Here is an 18803-nt window from a genome sequence, read left to right as displayed (position 1 = left end):
ACTAAGGAGTGGACAAATGAACAAGCTTACTTTGGAGACTGCCAAAAGAATGCTAGCCGCAGCGGAGCAGAAGGCCCGGCAGATGGGACTTTCCAGTGATATTGCAATTGTTGATGAGGGTGGAAATCTCATTGCATTCTATCGCATGGATAATGCTCGAATCGCTGGCATTGATATTTCACAAAATAAAGCTTGGACGAGTGTAGCTATGCAGATGCCAACGTCCAATCTTGCGCAATCGGCACTTCCTGGCGGTCCCACTTTCGGAATAAACACAACTAATCATGGCAGGCTTGTTATTCTTGGTGGCGGTATTCCGATCGTAAGTGACGGTAGAATTATCGGGGGTATCGGGGTAAGCGGTGGCTCAAGCGCCCAGGATATTGAAGTTGCCAATGCGGCTATCCAAGCCTTCGAAAGCATGCGGGGAGCGGGAGAACCAGCATTAGCTACAGCTCGAATAGGATCGATTCAGTCTATTAGATAATGAATGGCCTGTCGCGCTGAGCGGCAGGCTAAATGTTGTGCTTATACACTTAAATTAACTTGCACTTAATATTCCGAGCGATTTCTTTTAACAACACAGGTCTATAGTATTCCTTAGGAAGTAACTAAGGAGGATGATTATGAATAAGAAGTTGATTAAGAAGGTTATCCCGGTTGCACTTGTTTCTTCATTAGCGATTGCTGCATTGTCATCTGGGTTTACACCAGCTTTTGCAAAGGGTCAACAAGACAAGAGTCCTCAAATTAAAAATGTAATATTTCTAATTGGTGATGGGATGGGAGTTTCTTACACGACAGCATACCGTTATATGAAAGATAATCCTAAAACACCACTTATGGAAAAGACGGAATTCGATAAGTATTTGGTAGGAAATCAGACAACCTATCCAGAGGACGAGCATCAGAACATAACAGATTCAGCTTCTGCCGCTACTGCCATGTCTGCTGGTGTTAAAACATACAATGCTGCCATTGCCGTTGATAATGATTTTTCTGAGGTTAAAACAGTGCTAGAGCTCGCCAAGGAAAAGGGGAAGTCAACAGGATTGGTTGCAACCTCTGAGATTACTCATGCTACTCCTGCAGCCTATGGTGCTCATGACGTTAACCGTAAAAACATGGACGCGATTGCAGATGATTATTTTGACGAGAAAATTAACAAAAAGCACAAGATCGATGTACTGCTTGGCGGCGGTTTGAACAATTTTGTACGTAAGGATCGCAACCTGACGAATGAATTTAAGAAAGACGGCTACAGCTATGTGACCAATCGCGCAGATTTATTGAAGGATACGAATAAACAAATTCTTGGTTTGTTTGCTACAGGTGGCATGGATAAAATGATTGATCGCAATGACCAAACACCATCATTGCAAGAGATGACGAAAGCAGCTATTCAGCGCCTAAGTACGAATAAGAACGGATTTTTCCTGATGGTTGAGGGAAGCCAGATTGATTGGGCCGGACATGATAACGACATTGTTGCTGCAATGAGTGAAATGTCAGATTTCGAGAAAGCTTTCAAAGAAGCAATCGATTTTGCCAAAAAAGATGGACATACGCTGGTTGTTGCTACTGCCGACCATTCAACAGGTGGCTTATCGGTAGGTACGAACGGAATTTATAACTTCGATGTTGCTCCAATTAAAGCTGCTAAACGCACTCCAGATTACATGGCAGCCCAAATCGTTCAAGGTGCAGGCGTTGAGGAAACCTTGAAAAAATATATCGATCTACAATTAACTGCTGAAGAAGTTCAATCCGTTAAGGACGCAGCCGTTGAGAAGGATTTAACGAAAATCGATAACGCCATTGAGAACATCTTTAATGTTCGCTCTTTCACAGGCTGGACAACCGGTGGTCATACGGGTGAAGATGTACCTGTATATGCTTTCGGACCTGGTAAAGAAAGATTCGCAGGTTTGCTTGATAACACAGATCATGCCAAGATAATCTTCAGTATTATTAATGGCAACAAAGCTCAGAAGTAATAGTTCACTTTTATCAAAATGACGTACAAACGAAAAGGTGTTGGTTCAGGAGTCGTTCCTGTGCCAATGCCTTTTTGTTTTTTATAATTAATTAATTTTACCAATCTAGGGGATGATAGTCTGAAATGGAGATGGTGAGATAACTTGAACAGAAAATTTGCTGTCAATTTCTTAATGATTTTGCTGTGCATTCTAATAACAAGTCCCAAAGCGGTAGTTCATTCTAAGCCAAGAGAAAATCAACTGGAGGGGGCATTATTGCAACAATTGCATCCCGTTATTTTGTCTTCCCTGAGAAGTATTTACAATGAAAAGTACTCTCAATTTAGTTGCGAAAGGATATTATCAATTAATGAGCGGGTAGCTATTAAAAATAGAAATAATAAAGCAAGACCTGTCGGTGCCATACATGGAGCAAAGTATTTTGAAATAACAATCGGGTTGTGTAGACCTGACGGTGAATCGGTTGAATTGTATATAAAAAATGATACTGGATCAGTTCAATATCATCTTGCTGGTTTCAAAAAGACGAGTGCTGATTCAAGAAAGAACGATTGATTTTCGATAAGGACAATACTTGATCTCATAGCCACTTTCTTTTTAGATGGTTGTTCAACACTTCCATTTTACAAAGAGTGGTTTTTTGTATTTTTACTAACCGTAATCGATGAGAAAAGAGGGGAAGTATCTCCTGTAGGAGCGAAGCGTTTGTCTTTGAGATTGTGAAATCTCCTTGTTAAGAGCTTACTCATTCAGATTTCACGATCTCAACCAACAACCGGAAGGAGATATTTCCCCGCAAAAACTATAATCGAAAGGAATACCCTTATTTTTAGTGGAAAATGGAACAAAATAGGGTGTTGGTTGTCTAATATCATGAGGTGATCGGATTGGAGTACCTGAAAAGTGTCATCGTTACAGATAACAACGTGAATTCTATTATCGCGGATCTGATGACCGCCTATGGGAATGACGTATGGAATTACACCTTTATGATGGTTAAAAACCGTGATGCAGCTGATGACATTACTCAGGATGTATTTTATAACGCCTATAGAGGTCTTAAAGGATTTGAAGGCAGGAGCTCACATAGAACCTGGCTATTAACGATAGCTCGTCATTCATCACTTAATTGGCTCAAATCATCCTTCATCAAGCGGGTCATATTGGTTGGATTTAGCTTTCATAAAGACACGCATAGATCGGCTGAACAGGAAGTCTTGGAGCAGATGGGAATAAGATCAATCTGGCATTCGGTTATGAAGCTACCTGCCAAGCAAAGAGAAGTGTTAGTTTTAGATGCCCATTATGAGCTTTCCTACATAGAGATGGCCCAGTTGCTTAAAGTATCGGAAGGAACAGTCAAATCTCGCTTGCACAGAGCTCGTGCAAAAATGGAAATCATGCTTAACGATGAGAAGGAGTGCCTTGAATATGAATAAAGATTCAAAGCCGAGTTGGTATGATGAGCTATCAAAGCAGCCATTTGGACGTCCTCAGTGGTCTATCGAGCAGCAGGGTAGTGATTTATTGAGAAGCTTTAGTCATCCCATTCGAACAGGTCGGAAAATCCGGCGTTTATCAATACAGCTAGCTTCTTTAACGTTATTAACATCATTAATTATTGTAATTGTAGTGTTGACTCGACCAGGAGAAAATACAAACAATATCGGAATTCGAGAAGACCAGTCTTGGAATGCTCACAATGATTATTCAATCAATGGCGTTGTACAATGGGAGGTATTCCCTGGGGGAGATCACTTGATCGCGGGTAAGCCCGCAGGTGCTAGATGGCTAATTAACAAACCGATTGCGGAATTACTAGATCATAAAGTAAAAATTGTGGCTTACCATCAAGATACCGGGATGGTACTGGAGGAGCTTCCAGAGATGATCATAACTGAGCATACGGCGATTGAAATCAACAGACTAGTTGTGTCAGTGGGTGGTGCGGTTACGAAGACTCAATTTGTATCTGAAATGGCTATGCCTTTGGCCGGAAAATGGCTGTTTCAGATGGAGCTTGATGGCGCACCATTCGGTGAGGTCGTTCTGAATGTTCAGGACGGGGAGTAAGGATGTAGAACCTTTGTTGTGCTAACAAACCGTATTGAGCTTATTACCGATAAAATGGCTTCTTTTTTAGTCTAACGATTTCCAGAGGTGTTATAGTGTAATATTCAGGAGGAACGGAGTTACTTTGGTGGATATAAGGTGTCTGGAGTTCATTACAAAATAAAACCATTAGATTTTGATCAAATAAGAGTTACTGAGTTCGTAAGCGGAAAGTCCGATAACGTTGCTTGGCTGCTAAGAGTTAATTTATCTCGGCATGGTTATGAACGCATTAGCATTATCCGTTATGTAAAATCAGGTTCCTAAATGGTTTTCTCAAGGAACCTGATTTTTTTTCGTATTCGCAGAGTGGGGGTATTTATCCAAACCTTTCAAACCTTTATTACATAAATTATGGTGTGCTCTCTTGCGCATAAATCAACCTTTTTCGAGCGACCTTCATCTTTCGAGGGTCGTTTTTCTTTTCTCTTTAGAATACCCAATAAACCCAGAAGGAGAGGATGACTAAGGTGAACAGCACTGTAATTGGGATAACTATTGAAGTTACCTTCAGATAGTCAGACCAAGTAAATCTTACATTTCCTTTTTTAAGGATATGCATCCACATTAGAGTAGCAAGCGTCCCAATCGGCAGTAGGAGTGAGCCAACATCGCTGCCAATAACGCTAGCGAGATATGAAATTTTCAAGGTAAGTGGATCGAGCCCCATATTTGTTAAAGTCAGAGTGCCAACCATTAGTGCAGGATGATTATTGAAGAGATTCGATAAAACAGATAGAAGTACGCCCATAATGATACTCGCATGAAGCAAGCTACCGGATATTATTGGCTGTATAAAATGGATAAGCATTTCTGTTAAACCGATATTGTGCAAGCCATAAATGATTACATACATACTAAAGGCAAAAATAAGAATATACCAAGGCGTCTTTTTCACCATATCAAGAGGAGAAATCCTTAAGAAATACCAACGCCATGCTAGCAGGAAGGAAGAGCCGATAACAGCCATTAATGGGACTGGAAAATGGATATAAGAAGCAGCGAATAGGCTGAGACGTACACCAAAAACGAAGATTAGAATATTGCGCATGAATTTCGATTGCTTTTCTTTAGGAATGATCGAGCTTTCTTCTTTAAGCGGATGACTTTTGTTCCTCGATATTTGGATCGCATTGGGCAGCTTACGCGGAATAATACGATAGAAGCAGACAAACAGTAGCACTGCAAGTAAAACTAATCCTAATGAAGCAGGAACGAACATCATCGCTGTATGCATGTAAAGATCCATATGAACAATTTTTAAGGCAATTAAATTTACGATATTGCTGACCCCAATAGGGGCGCTGGAAGCCGTTGCAATTAAGGCGCCTGATAGAAGATAAGGTATTTTTTGATGATTTTTGAGTCCTAGTCGTTGAAGAAGCATGAGTAGAATAGGTGTAGTAATTAATATGCTGCCATCATTGTTCACGAACAAGGTCATCAGAAAGCAAAACAGATTTGTATACCAGAAAAGCCGGATGCCTGAGCCCTTGGCTCTTGCTAGCAGCTTTTCTGCGGACCAGTGGAAAAACCCGAAGCTCTCCAAGACGATTGCCATAACGATCGTAGCCATAATGGTGACGGCTGCGCCCCCAATGGTCTGGGTGATAACCCCTAGGTCATTTATCGTAACGCTGCCGGACAGGAGAACCAATAAAGCGCCAATTGTTGCAGGTATAGCTTCATTCACATTCGGACGCCAGAAAATAAATGCGATCGTGCCCAAAAAGGCCATAATCGTAATGGGTATTACTAAATCTTGCAGCATGTCCATCAACCTCTTTTCGAAAAGTTGAGCGTGCATTCAGCTTCGCCCAATGTAACTCGTTCTCTCTAATGTTCTAGTCTTGTATTTCACCACCTCATGCGACGAATATCCTCCCTAATGATTCCTCCCCCCTATCTAGTTGCCCCCTAGATTCATTTACAATATATGTAGAGTCAAGTTAGGGAGGACTAGCCGTTTCCCCTCATATTTGCAAATCCAACGATTTTCACTTGACTGTATTTATCTTTCATTGATAGTTGTCGGTTGAGGACAGAGGCCTATCATTCGAATAGGCCACAGGGGTTCATTTAAAATATTCAATAGTTTGGCGTATGAATTCTTGTGCCGTACGACCGAGATATCGATCAGCTCGATACACAATATCCATGTGTCGGACGGGAGCATTATCCGATATCCGAATGCAATGGATGTTAGGCTCGTCCATAATCTGGATAAGTGGATAAGGGATAACGGTTCCTCCGATATTCGCTTTAACCAAGCTGACTATAGAAGTGACCGAGGCGGTCTCCATTATAGCTTGTATTGTAAAACCATATGGCCGGCACCAGTTATCAATAAGATCCCTTCCGGTGAAGCCCACAGGAAACGCAACCATTTGAATATGGCGTAATTCCTCCATTAAGATGGATTCCCGATCGGCCCAAGCATGCTCTTTAGAGACGACAAGTACATACTCTTCCTTGGCTAGAGGAATACGGACGAGTCGCTCATCAGGGACAGATGACAGATCTATTCCGAAGTCAACCTCATTTTCCAGCACTTGGTTTAATACATCTATGGAGGAAACGACCTTTAATTTAATGTTTGGATATTCGGCGTGAAATTTGATTAACAAATTTGGCAATCGATAATCCAAATCAGAGGGTAAGACTCCAACAGCTAACGTTCCACGTTGCCCACTTCGGAATTCCCCAATCGCATTATGGGTATTCTCTAGAAGGTGTATCATCTGGGTGCTGTACTCTAGAAGGAGGGCCCCGGCTTGTGTAAGTATTATTTTCTTGCCGACTCTGTCGAAAAGTGGAACGTCTAATTCATCCTCTAGTGCACGTATTTGTTGACTTAATGTCGGCTGTGCAATTCCAATTTTTTCAGCCGCTCTAGTAAAATGCAGCTCTTTGCAAACGACAATAAAGCTCTCCAGCTGTCTAATTTCCATTTTTTCCACCCTTATAATCATTGTAATTTTCAATCATTATAATAGAAATCATTGTATTGTTCAATTGATCTTTCCTTACTATAATAGCTAAGTACGACTAACAGGTAAGCAACTTAAGAGGTGAACATTCGTGAGAAGAAATTATTTAGTATTTGCACTTATCCTTGCCGCTTTGAATTTAAGACCTTCCATAACTTCGATTCCTCCGATGTTAGGAACGCTACAAGAACAATTAGGCATCAGCGGTTCGATTGCCAGCTTATTAACATCCCTTCCGGTATTATGTATGGGACTATTCGCCCCGCTTGCAGTTAAATTGAACAGGAAATGGGGGACGGAGGGGGCGATCGCAGTTGCTTTATTACTCATAGGAGTAGGGACGGCGTTTCGTTTATTTGCGGGATCTATCCTCGCACTCCTTATGACCTCATTCCTTGCTGGATTAGGGATTGCCATTGCCGGTCCGCTATTATCAGGCTATATTAAGCGTCATTTCTCCAATCGAGCATCTGCTATGGTCGGCGTATATTCCACCGCTATGGTTCTTGGCGCAGTACTAAGTGTGTGGTTGTCAGTACCTTTACAGAAGCTAATGAATGGCTCATGGAATGATTCACTGGCGATATGGGCTGTGCTTGCGATCATAGCCTTGCCTATCTGGTGGAGATTAGCTTTGAGGATGAAGAAGGAAAAGGCTAAACAGACAGAGCAGACACGAGCGGTGACTATCGACACTATTCCTCTTAAGAAATACAGGGCATGGGTGCTGACGTTATTTTTCGGACTAATGGCCGCTATCTTCTATTCCGTAACGACCTGGTTTGCTCCAGCTGTGCAGAGCATGGGATATACGAAGGAGACAGCAGGAAACATGCAAAGCATGCTAACTCTTATCTCCTTGCCAGCAACCTTATTCATTCCCATGCTGGTACAACGGTTTCAGAGAAGGCTTTTGTGGCTAATTGTATGTTCTGTATTAGAGCTTATTGGTGTACTTATGCTTAATTTGTCCGTAAGTCCATGGCTTGCTGCGATACCGCTAGGCATCGGAACTGGCGGTCTGTTCCCTCTTGCGTTGATGCTGCCTATTGAGGAAACGCGTAATGCAGGGGAGGCGAACGCGTGGTCCTCTATGGTACAATCTGGGGGCTATATTATGGGAGCTGCAGGACCGTTCGTCGTTGGACGTATTCATGATGTCTCTGATAGCTTTATTCAAGCCTTTTACGTTCTTGCTGTAATGATAGTGCTACAGATAATCGTTCAAGTGGTCATCGGAAACAAAAAAGCGACGCTGAATTAACGAGCCATTGTAATAGTTATTTCAGGAGAAATGTGGGATACTATACAGGGTTATGACTACATTCTTTATGTACAAGGGAGTCTTCTGGATGACAAGTGAGCGGCGTGCTAACACTGAAAAACCGATGGTGGTTGTTACTACCCAAATCTTGTTGTATCTTGCTGCAATTGTGAATGTAGGTAACGGCATAATATCTCTAAGCAGCGATGAAACAATTAAGATTATCCTGTCTGTTGTCATGATTGCATTTGGGTTAGCAGCAGCTTGGGTAGCAGCTAGATTAGGCGTTCCTGAGGCTTCACGATTGAACACAGCCGTTACGCTTTCTGTCATTCTAATCGTACTAAGAATAGTTGAATTCAGCGTATGGCATAGCGTAGGATTTTTGCTGGGCGTTATTTTACCAGTCATCGTTATATGGAGACTGAGAAGTCCAGAGGCGAAATCCTGGTTCAGCTTATAATATGGGTTTAGGTATATGAAATAGATAAGGCTGCCCCTTCAGGTCATCGATCTGAAAGGGCAGCCTTTACTTGTAAGCAGAAAATCGAATTTAGCTTCCATTAAGGTAAGTTTAATTCATAGTACAAAAAAACATGCTATGATAATAACCATCGCTTAGTATAAGGAGCTTACATATATGAATGATGCATCGATTTTACTTGTTGATGATGAGCAATCGATTTTGGAGATTTTACAGACGGTGTTGCACAAGGAAGGCTTCTTAAATGTAGATACAGCGACAACAGGTGAAGAGGCAATTGAAGCCTGCAAAGCTAAAAAATATGACCTAATTGTATTAGATGTAATGCTGCCAGGACGGAGTGGGATTGAAGTATGTCCGTATATTCGTCAAACGACCGATGCACCTATACTGTTTCTTACTGCGCGAACATCAGATTTTGACAAGCTGACAGGGTTTGCTGTTGGCGGTGACGATTATATAACCAAACCTTTTAGTCCTCTGGAGGTAGTTGCTCGCATACAAGCTCAGCTGCGTCGATATTTGGCTACAGCAGCAAAAGGTGCCGCGGGCAGCATATCCGAAGCAAGCCTCGATAAGCCTGCGATCGTTTACGATTATGGCCGGTTTAAGGTAGATGAGACAGCCGGGGAGCTAATAGTGGAGGGACAGGCTGTTTCTTGCCCAGCGCTCGTGTTCCAGATATTGCTCTTTTTGTGTAAAAATCCTAATCGCTTATTTAGCAAAAGTGAGCTATACGGGAAGGTTTGGGGCGAGGAAGCTTTCAACGATGATAACACGATTATGGTGCACATTCATCGGATAAGAGAACGCATCGAAGATGATCCTTCCAATCCAAGGTTCCTCGTTAACGTTAGAGGACTTGGGTACAAGCTTATTAAGGCAGATCCGATTGTGATCTCTACGCCATGAATATTAAGCGTCGCTTAACGATCAAATTCGTTTCCCAGCTGGCGATAATTAGTGTTGTCGTTCTGCTCATTGCTGCTCTAATATTTACTTGGATACAGATACGATTTACCGAGATAAACATTACTCGCGATTTTGCCAAGGCTGGACTAGAGAAGGTTTTAGAATCCTCTAAGGTTGACAAGGACGGCATTCATTTTGCACCTAGCCTGCTTGAGCAAGTGAAGAGAAATAATGGCTGGCTGCAAAGCTTGGATGAGAATGGGCGGGTAGAAACCGCCTATAATACGCCTAAAGATGTACCCGAGCATTATGGACCGAGTGAACTGATTTCCTACTGGGTAGGGGAAAAGCCGTTCCCTTACGACTTAGCTCTGTGGATTCAGCGAAAGAATGATAAGCTAATCACACTTGTGTACGGCGTACCTAATTTAAATCATCTTTTAAAGCAGCTGAGTGAAGGGACATTCCCTATTGTGAAAGGGCAGCTCGTGCTTCCCGACAGCATGGTAGGAAATATTAAAGCGACTCATGCTTTTGTTCAACTCATTGATTCGACTGGTGTGGAGCTAGCCTCTTATAATAAACCGACATCTGTGCCCTCTGAATATACAGTTCCAGAGCTCGCGCTCAGAACGATGTATAGCGAACGATATGGCTTCAGTATGATTTCATCGCCTGACGATCAAACGGGTGGCACCTGGTTTGTTGGAAAGCCAAATGCTAGTGGAGGAGAATCGGGAAAGAAAAGCATCATTCCAGAAGAAATGAAGGTAGTTATCATGGGCTCGGTTGCGATGCTGGCAGCCTTGCTGGTATTATTTCTGCTGCTCTCCTTGTGGCAAGCTCATCGCTTCGGGGCACCCATGCTGCACATGCTCGTATGGCTTGATTCTATAGGCCATGCTGTGTACCAAGAACCTGTTGACCGAAAGGGCATTCTTCGGAGTCGGACATCAACGGGCAAGTGGCGAAGAAGGTATCGTGTTTTTGCCGATGTCATGGTTTCTATTGAGAAGCTCTCAGCGGCACTGAAGAGAGAACAGCAGACCCGAGAGCAGACAGAGAGCCTGCGAGAGGAATGGATTGCAGGCATTACTCACGATTTGAATACACCGCTCTCTTCTATTACAGGCTATGCCCACTTACTGGCGGAGCCAAAATATGAATGGTCGAAGGAAGAGGTACGCAAGTTTTCAACGAGTATGCTCGACAAATCAGCCCATATGGACATGCTGATTAGCGATCTTGCGATGACGTATCGGCTAAAGACGGGTATTCTTCCACCAGAGACGATGGAGGTTGAGCTGAATAGCTGGCTTGATCAAGCACTCAAACAAGCTGCTGCTGATCCTGCTTACGGGAAGCAGCGAATTGTATTTAACGCGGCACCAACCAATGTCTGGGCACAGATGTACACCCCTTGGCTTGAGAGGGTAGTAAACAATCTAACAGCAAATGCATTACTTCATAACCCGTCTCATACCATTTTGACCGTATCCCTCATAGCGGATGAGGAGGGCGAAGATATTACGGTTAAATTCGCAGACAATGGTGATGGGATGGACGAGGTTACATTAAATCGACTGTTCGAGCGTTATTACCGCGGGACGGATACAGCGTCTACGACGAACGGATCTGGTCTTGGTATGGCAATATCCAAGGGACTGATTGAAGCAATGGGTGGGCGGATTGATGTCGAAACCAAGCTCGGTGAAGGGACTAGCATTCTGTTGAGATTCAATAATCTAACCCGTCAGGAGAATTAAAGGCATGCAAAAGAAAATTCTAATCGTAGAGGACGACATTCACATATCGAAAATCATCAAAATGAATCTCAACCTAGTGAACTACGCAACAACGGAGGTTTACGATGGTTTGGCGGCGCTTGAAATCGTGAAGCAGGAAAAGTTTGATCTTATTTTGCTGGATGTCATGATTCCAAAGCTGGATGGATTTGCTTTAATGGAAAAGATTCAAGCCTACAGCATTCCAGTCATTTTCTTAACAGCCAAAAACTCGGTATATGACAAGGTCAACGGACTAAAGCTGGGGGCAGATGACTATATGGTTAAGCCCTTTGAAGCGATTGAGCTATTGGCTCGCATCGAAACTGTATTGCGCAGATACGGCAAGGACGAACGCGTGATCAAGTTTCACAATCTTCAGGTTGATCTAGACAAGCGAGAAGTGATCATGCAGGGAAAGCCAATCGAAATGACGCCCAAGGAATACGATCTACTTGTTGTGCTGCTCAAAAACAAGAACATAGCCCTTTCAAGAGAGCAGTTTATTGATAAAGTGTGGGGCGGAGACTACTACGGTGAGACGAGAACCGTCGATATGCATATTAAAACGTTGCGTAAGAAGCTGCAGCTCCAGGAGCACATAAAGACCATTTATAAAATCGGTTATCGTTTGGAGGATTGATCGATGAAATTTTGGCAGAAGATCTATTTGTTTTCGTTCATTGTTTTTGCCCTTATTTTTAATGCGGCATCCATCCTAGTCATTGAGCGAAGCCATAACAAAATGCTGGAGCAAGAAATTAATAGCGCGTTAAGCCAAAACATGAGTATCCATTCCAGCGTCGATGCCATCGTTCCGATCCTCCGGATTTTCGACTCCCTTGATTATGAGAAAACAGTATTAACGAACATTGCAAATGAATTTGTCGCTAAGAATAACGATCAACACACTTTTCTGACCATAGTGAATGATGAGAACCAATCTATTTTCAGCAATACTACGTTCCAAATGCCTGAGAATCGTGAAGAGCTAGACAAGCTTGACGTGGACGAAATTAAGTATGTGTTGCGAGACATCGACAAGCGCACGATCCTATTTACCTCGAATATTACGGTCATTAATCATAAAAATTATGTGTTTACGTACATGAAGGACGTTACCTCCTTGTATGAGGGCCGCGTGGATCAGTATCGTTTTTTTGTTCAGGTGGATTTGGCGGCAGCACTTCTCTATATGGTTATTATGTTTTTCATTAGTAGGGGACTGACGAAGCCTATCGATCAGTTGAATAAGACTGCTCAAGTCATTGCTCAAGGAGGCTTCTCCGAACGTGTTCAGCTGCAGTCCAAGGATGAAATCGGTGTGTTAGCCCGTAATTTCAATGATATGGCTTCTGTTGTTGAGGACAAAATCAATGATCTTGAGCGGAACAATCAAGAAAAGCAAAGGTTCATCGATAACTTCACCCATGAATTGAAGACGCCATTAACGTCGATTATTGGATATGCCAACTTTCTAAGAACGACCAAATATAACGAAGAGCTTTACCTCGATGGCTTGGATGTCATTTATTCGGAAAGTAAAAGATTAGAATCGCTTTCTCACAAGCTAATGGACTTGATTTTGCTTCAGGGGCAGCATTTTCAGATGAGGGAGCATGATCTGGAAGCCATTATTGCTGAAATTAAGCCTACCTTGGAGATGAAAGCGAAGGAGAAGCAGGTTGCAATTGTTACGGATTGTGTAGAAGGCAAGCTGCTGCTGGAAAAGGATTTAATCAAAACAATGATCTTCAATCTCGTAGATAATGCGCTGAAAGCCTCTAGCGAGCAACAGAGTATTACGATTCGTACGTCTTGGCACGATAATCATTACTTGCTGGAAGTGATTGACGAAGGCATTGGTATTGCTAAGGAGCATCAGGACAAAATTTTTGAACCCTTTTACATGGCAGATAAAGCTAGAACAAAGGTCAATAATGGAGCAGGCTTAGGCCTCTCGATATGCCAAAGTGTGGCAAGTCTTCACCATGCCGTCATTGAGGTTGCCAGTGAAGAGAACAAGGGTACGACGATTAGAGTTCTATTTAATCCAATGGATCAGAGCCGCAAGCTGAGCGATAAACGAATTTGAATGCAAAATGACAAAAAAGTGAGCTGCACACAGGATGCTACGTATGTAAGCGTTTTATAGGTATCATTTTCAAATCATTTAACGAAAACCCGTTTGAATGCACGTTTTACAAAGCGAATGAGCAGGCGTAATATACTATTCAGCACTCCAATAGAATATCGTTTCAGTCCGAATCCGACAGCTAACCTCAGAAGCTTTTTAATGGAGAGAGGGTTGTGTGCTTGCAATCGAACACAGTTATAACGCTGTGTTTTTTGTTTTCCAAAAATGACGGTAAGGTGGGGTTAGCATCAAGATAATGATTTGATTTATTGGGAAAAATACAAAAAAATAAACGGCGGTGACACGGACAGATGCTTTCCTCACTCAAAAGATTTCTAATCGGAAGACCTTTAAAATCCACGGAGCTAGGTGAGCAAAAGCTTATTAAGACGAAGGCTCTAGCCATTCTCTCTTCAGATGCTTTATCTTCAGTAGCTTATGGTCCAGAGCAAATATTGTTAGTCTTAATTACTGTCAGTGCCGCAGCATTCTGGTATTCCATTCCCATTGCGATTGGCGTACTGGTATTATTGTTTGCCCTTATTTCGTCATATAGGCAAATAATATATGCCTATCCTCACGGCGGTGGAGCTTACGTCGTGTCCAAAGAAAATTTGGGGATATACCCTGGTCTCATCGCTGGTGGCTCTTTATTAGTAGACTACATTTTAACTGTAGCCGTAAGTGTGTCAGCTGGAACGGATGCGATTACTTCTGCTTTCCCTAGCTTGCATCCTTATAATGTGGTCATTGCCATAGTATTTGTACTATGCATCACAATATTAAATTTAAGGGGCGTAACGGAGTCAGCTTCTATTCTAGCGTATCCCGTTTACTTGTTCGTGTTAGCTTTGTTCATATTAATGGGTGTAGGCTTATACAAGATAGCAACGGGAGCGGTGTTACCTGAGCTACATACTCCCATTGGTACTTCAGTTGCAGGAATTAGTTTGTTTTTGCTGCTTAAAGCCTTTGCCTCGGGTAGCTCTGCTTTAACTGGTGTTGAAGCCATATCGAATGCCATTCCGAACTTTAAGGATCCTGCTCCTAGGAATGCCTCAAGAACACTAATAGCGATGGGCTCTTTACTGGCAGTGTTGTTTTCTGGAATCGTATATCTAGCTTATTATTATGGAATTACTCCTAAAGCAGACGTTACTGTAGTTTCCCAAATCGCCGAGCATACCTTCGGGCGTGGCTTTATGTATTTTTTCATTCAAGGGACAACCGCATTAATATTAATTCTAGCTGCTAATACAGGATACTCCGCTTTCCCTTTACTTGCTGTCAATCTTGCTAAGGACAAATTCATTCCTAGAATGTTTACAGCTAGAGGAGATCGGCTCGGTTATTCAAATGGCATTATTATTCTAGGTCTCTTATCTATTATTTTAATTGTCGCTTTTGAAGGGCAAACAGAGCATCTTATTCCACTGTATGCGGTTGGTGTATTTATCCCGTTTACTCTTTCCCAGACAGGCATGGTAGTGAAATGGATTCGTGAAAAGCCCAAAGGGTGGGTACCGAAGCTTGTCATTAACTCAATTGGCGCAGTCATTAGCTTTATCGTTTCCTTGATGTTCTTTCTCACCAAATTTCAGCAGGTCTGGTCCGTGTTAGTATTCATACCGGCTATCATTTATCTTTTCCACAGAATTAGAAAGCACTATGAGGATGTTGGCGACCAATTAAGACTTTCAACCTGTGAGCCAGCGATACCTATTGAGGGTAATGTCATCATACTTCCCGTGGCTGGTATTACTCATGTGGTAGAGAATTCATTGAATTATGCGAAGTCTCTTTCTCCTCATCAGATTATTGCTGTGTATGTTCCCTTTGAGCGAGAGGATGAGCTGGCATTTGAAGAAAAATGGAGAAAGTTTCAGCCGGACATAAGACTGGTTACACTCCATTCGCCCTACCGAAGCATTATTCAACCACTGACTAAATTTATTGATACCGTTCAGCGTAAGGCCGGTGCATCGAACTATCAGGTGACGGTCATTATTCCACAGTTCATTCCTAAGAAAGGCTGGCATAACATGTTACACAACCAATCCAGCTTATTAATTCTTACACATCTGCTCTATCGGAAAAATGTTATTATCACCACCGTACCGTATCATTTGAAAAAATAAGGCTTATTTACGCTATAATAGAGGAAGGGGTTGGAAATCTGATTTTTTAGTTGCTTTGGGAGGATTACATCTATGGCTTTATACAATGGACTCGTAGGCTTTATTTTAATTTTGAACATTTTGTTAGCATTAGTCGTTGTCTTTCGGGAAAGAAGAGATATTGGAACGACATGGGCGTGGCTGCTTGTTCTAGTCTTTATTCCTATTGTGGGATTTGTCGTATATCTTCTGTTCGCGCAAAATTTAACTCGCTCTAAGCTCTTTAAGTGGAAAGATTTCGGCAAAAGCGAAAGTAGCAGGTTATCGGAAACTCAGAATAACCTGCTAAACACCGGACAGTTCCATGTGACTAATGCTACTGCTGCCAAGAACATGGAGCTCATTCATCTGCATGCCTTTAACAATCACGCGATTTATACAGAGGACAATCAGGTTGAACTGATTGTGGAGGGTGAAGAGAAGTTTGCCCGGTTATTACAAGATATCCGAGAAGCGAAGGTACATATTCATGTCCAGTACTACATCATTAAGAAGGATGCAATCGGAAAGAAATTAATTGAGGCTTTAACGGAAAGGGCAAGGAGCGGAGTTAGTGTTAAGGTTTTGTATGACGAGATGGGCTCTAGATCATTGACGAGTAGCTTCTTCCAAGCATTTCGTGAGGCTGGAGGGGAGGTCGAAGCTTTCTTTCCTTCCCGTTTCCGCCTCATTAATCTAAGGTTGAACTATAGGAATCATCGGAAGATGGTCATCCTTGACGGAAAGATAGGATACACGGGCGGGTTCAATGTCGGTGATGAATATTTGGGATTAAATAAGAGATTCGGCTATTGGCGTGATACGCATCTGAGGATTGAGGGTACAGCGGTATTTGCGTTACAAACTCGGTTCATCCTCGATTGGAACCAGGCCTCTCACAAGGATATTCGTTACGACCACGCTTTCTATCCAGATACGACTTCTAATGGAAGCATCGGGATGCAAATTGTAACCAGCGGTCCCGATACGGAGACGGAGAACATCAAGATCGGTTATATCAAAATGATACTGTCAGCTAAAAAATCTATCTCCATTCAAACTCCTTATTTTATTCCAGATGCAAGCTTGTTGGATGCTCTGCGAATAGCATGCTTGTCAGGAATAGAAGTGAACATCATGGTACCTAACAAGCCGGACCATCCTTTTGTTTATTGGGCAACGTTATCTCACATTGGAGAAATGCTGAAGACAGGAGCCAATGTGTATATTTATAACAAAGGATTTATCCATGCTAAGACGATTGTCGTGGATGACAAGATTTCATCTGTTGGTACAGCAAACATCGATGTCAGAAGCTTTAAACTGAACTTTGAGGTAAATGCATTCTTGTACGATGAGGAGTTTTCAAGTAGGCTGGCTCAAATCTTCAGGAAGGACATTGAAGATTGCGAGTTACTAACTCTTGAGCAGTACATACTGAGATCCAATTGGATTCGAATTAAGGAATCTATCTCAAGATTGCTCTCGCCGATATTGTAGAGAGTTCAATAACATATAAACAAAGCCACCCTCTAGCATTTAGTTGATTGAGGGTGGTTTTGTGTTGACTACCGCCTACATTATAGTATCCCTCATAGAAGACTCAATGTGAATTTAGCTAACGAACCATATCTTGCTTAATACCGATAAAATGACCTCTTATCTTCTCTAGCGAACTCCATTGGCTTTATTGAGTCAACTAAGGGGGGAATGGAGCTACTTTTCTGGATATACCGTGTCTGAAGTTCGTTACAAAATAAAACCATTACATTTTGAGGAAATAAGAGTGGTTGAGTTCGTAAGCCATCTGTTCGATAACGTCTTTAACCACAAATGACTCAGGCCCAACCATAGAAAAACACGATTAATTTCCCTTTTTTAGCTATTTGTCCATTGACACAAAGTTGACGGGTTCGAGAGGGCTACCGTTATTAAGTTCTTGAGTTTAGACAGGTCATCTTTGTGTCGTGCTTTTTCGATGTAAAGTTGACCTGTTTATCGTTTTAGTAGGCAAAGATAACCTGTTTGTCTTCTATTCCTTCTGCTAATGGGTTAGCTCGTCCAATTCCCAATTGCCTCCGTATAGTTCCTGAAATAGTAGTTAGTATCGGAACGTAATAGCGGATACCCTGTCTTTACCGATATATTGATCAACACAAGCATGGATAGCTTCTCCACCAACAACCGTACAAGATGCTTTAGACAGTATAGCAATAAGATTGCTCCCGACTAGAATATCTATATTTGGTTACTACATAAGTGGTGCATTCACTATTCATCAAGCTATACAAAAAGGGAAAAACATAGAGCGAGCATGGAGATAAAATTACACTGGCAAAATTCGGAGACTCTGATTACTCGGTTTTTGATCAATTGACTAATGATAATAACCTTGTCTTTCAAGGGATTATCCAGTTAGATGTTGAAATGACTGGGTTGGAAATAAAAAATATTGCTAAGGATAAACAAGTTTATGCAGTTGAGGTAGCGATTGAAGATTATGTTCCGATGGGTCTCTATTGGAACTTGGAGAACGCTAAGTAATAATGAAAAGGAGGTAGTTAAGAAATGATACATTTCTTAACTACCTCCTTTTCTAATGTCCAATATGATATATTTAATGAAGAAGTGGATGCCATTATGCGAATTATGGTGGGTGTATATATGAAAAGAACAAAAATACGTCGAATATTTAACTTAACAGCAATGGCTCTTGTAGTTATATATATTTCCGGAGTGATTATTTCTTTAATGTTATTTTATTTTTTTAATTTAGATGATGACTTCGAGTTCTGGTTTATTATTAATTTTCTCCTCTGGGGAGGAGTTGCTTTACTCATAACCGTATTAATATTAATGCTTACTAAAATAACAATATTAAAAGAATGATGATATGAGATTAACTTAAAGGCCAGGGATTCTTTTAAAGATATGCAGCCTTTGACTTTGAATCAGTAAGCTAAC

The 18803-nt window shown here is 41.8% G+C and carries 17 protein-coding genes; 15 read left to right on the top strand and 2 right to left on the bottom strand.

Features of this window, described 5'->3' with window-relative positions; all coding sequences use genetic code 11:
• Window positions 1-16 precede the first annotated feature (16 nt).
• The 5 genes from KCTCHS21_RS17265 (at window position 17) to KCTCHS21_RS17245 (ending at window position 4073) form a co-directional block, all read left to right on the top strand.
• Window positions 17-487 carry a GlcG/HbpS family heme-binding protein gene (locus tag KCTCHS21_RS17265; protein ID WP_130610948.1) on the top strand — a complete coding sequence of 157 codons (471 nt, stop codon included), beginning with the start codon at window positions 17-19 and terminating at the stop codon, window positions 485-487.
• A gap of 139 nt (window positions 488-626) precedes the next feature.
• Window positions 627-1997, top strand: a complete 1371-nt coding sequence (locus KCTCHS21_RS17260; RefSeq protein ID WP_130610945.1) for an alkaline phosphatase — start codon at window positions 627-629, stop codon at window positions 1995-1997.
• Between the two features lie 144 nt (window positions 1998-2141).
• Window positions 2142-2555, top strand: a complete 414-nt coding sequence (locus KCTCHS21_RS17255) for a hypothetical protein (RefSeq protein ID WP_130610942.1) — start codon at window positions 2142-2144, stop codon at window positions 2553-2555.
• A gap of 332 nt (window positions 2556-2887) precedes the next feature.
• Window positions 2888-3439, top strand: coding sequence for an RNA polymerase sigma factor (locus tag KCTCHS21_RS17250; RefSeq protein WP_232057864.1), 552 nt, complete (start codon window positions 2888-2890; stop codon window positions 3437-3439).
• Window positions 3432-4073, top strand: a complete 642-nt coding sequence (locus KCTCHS21_RS17245; RefSeq protein WP_130610939.1) for a hypothetical protein — start codon at window positions 3432-3434, stop codon at window positions 4071-4073. Before KCTCHS21_RS17250 ends, KCTCHS21_RS17245 begins: the two co-directional genes overlap by 8 nt.
• Window positions 4074-4542: 469 nt before the next feature.
• Here the strand turns inward: KCTCHS21_RS17245 and KCTCHS21_RS17240 are convergent, their stop codons facing one another.
• Both KCTCHS21_RS17240 and KCTCHS21_RS17235 read right to left on the bottom strand, forming a co-directional pair.
• On the bottom strand, window positions 4543-5883 hold the full coding sequence (locus tag KCTCHS21_RS17240; protein ID WP_130610936.1) for an arsenic transporter: 1341 nt from the start codon (window positions 5881-5883) through the stop codon (window positions 4543-4545).
• Window positions 5884-6187: 304 nt separating this feature from the next.
• Window positions 6188-7063: a LysR family transcriptional regulator gene (locus tag KCTCHS21_RS17235; RefSeq protein ID WP_130610933.1), complete on the bottom strand. Its 876-nt coding sequence runs from the start codon at window positions 7061-7063 to the stop codon at window positions 6188-6190.
• Window positions 7064-7193: 130 nt separating this feature from the next.
• Between KCTCHS21_RS17235 and KCTCHS21_RS17230 the strand changes: the two genes are divergently transcribed.
• The 10 genes from KCTCHS21_RS17230 to KCTCHS21_RS17190 all read left to right on the top strand — a co-directional run bounded on the left by KCTCHS21_RS17230 (window position 7194) and on the right by KCTCHS21_RS17190 (window position 18728).
• On the top strand, window positions 7194-8366 hold the full coding sequence (locus tag KCTCHS21_RS17230; RefSeq protein ID WP_130610930.1) for an MFS transporter: 1173 nt from the start codon (window positions 7194-7196) through the stop codon (window positions 8364-8366).
• An 88-nt stretch (window positions 8367-8454) separates the two neighbouring features.
• The gene (locus KCTCHS21_RS17225) at window positions 8455-8829 is read left to right on the top strand and encodes a hypothetical protein (protein ID WP_130610927.1); all 375 of its coding nucleotides are present in this window, start codon (window positions 8455-8457) and stop codon (window positions 8827-8829) included.
• A 177-nt stretch (window positions 8830-9006) separates the two neighbouring features.
• Window positions 9007-9762 (top strand): response regulator transcription factor, encoded by a 756-nt coding sequence (locus KCTCHS21_RS17220; RefSeq protein ID WP_130610924.1) that lies wholly within the window; start codon window positions 9007-9009, stop codon window positions 9760-9762.
• Window positions 9759-11528, top strand: a complete 1770-nt coding sequence (locus KCTCHS21_RS17215) for a sensor histidine kinase (RefSeq protein WP_130610921.1) — start codon at window positions 9759-9761, stop codon at window positions 11526-11528. The genes KCTCHS21_RS17220 and KCTCHS21_RS17215 overlap by 4 nt, the downstream gene beginning before the upstream one ends.
• Window positions 11529-11532: 4 nt before the next feature.
• Window positions 11533-12189 (top strand): response regulator transcription factor, encoded by a 657-nt coding sequence (locus KCTCHS21_RS17210; RefSeq protein ID WP_130610918.1) that lies wholly within the window; start codon window positions 11533-11535, stop codon window positions 12187-12189.
• 3 nt (window positions 12190-12192) lie between these two features.
• On the top strand, window positions 12193-13641 hold the full coding sequence (locus KCTCHS21_RS17205) for a sensor histidine kinase (protein ID WP_130610915.1): 1449 nt from the start codon (window positions 12193-12195) through the stop codon (window positions 13639-13641).
• Window positions 13642-13994: 353 nt separating this feature from the next.
• Entirely contained in the window at window positions 13995-15821 is a 1827-nt protein-coding gene (locus KCTCHS21_RS17200) for an APC family permease (RefSeq protein WP_130610912.1), read from the top strand.
• A 72-nt stretch (window positions 15822-15893) separates the two neighbouring features.
• A complete protein-coding gene (gene cls / locus KCTCHS21_RS17195) occupies window positions 15894-17339 on the top strand; it encodes a cardiolipin synthase (protein WP_130610909.1) in 1446 nt (481 codons plus the stop codon).
• An 873-nt stretch (window positions 17340-18212) separates the two neighbouring features.
• Entirely contained in the window at window positions 18213-18383 is a 171-nt protein-coding gene (locus KCTCHS21_RS30920) for a hypothetical protein (protein ID WP_157994068.1), read from the top strand.
• Between the two features lie 24 nt (window positions 18384-18407).
• On the top strand, window positions 18408-18728 hold the full coding sequence (locus KCTCHS21_RS17190) for a hypothetical protein (protein WP_130610906.1): 321 nt from the start codon (window positions 18408-18410) through the stop codon (window positions 18726-18728).
• Window positions 18729-18803 lie beyond the last annotated feature (75 nt).

Source organism: Cohnella abietis (genome assembly GCF_004295585.1).
Classification (GTDB): domain Bacteria; phylum Bacillota; class Bacilli; order Paenibacillales; family Paenibacillaceae; genus Cohnella; species Cohnella abietis.
The sequence above is the reverse complement of the archived record's forward strand: the minus strand, read 5'-3'. Positions and strand labels throughout refer to the sequence as shown.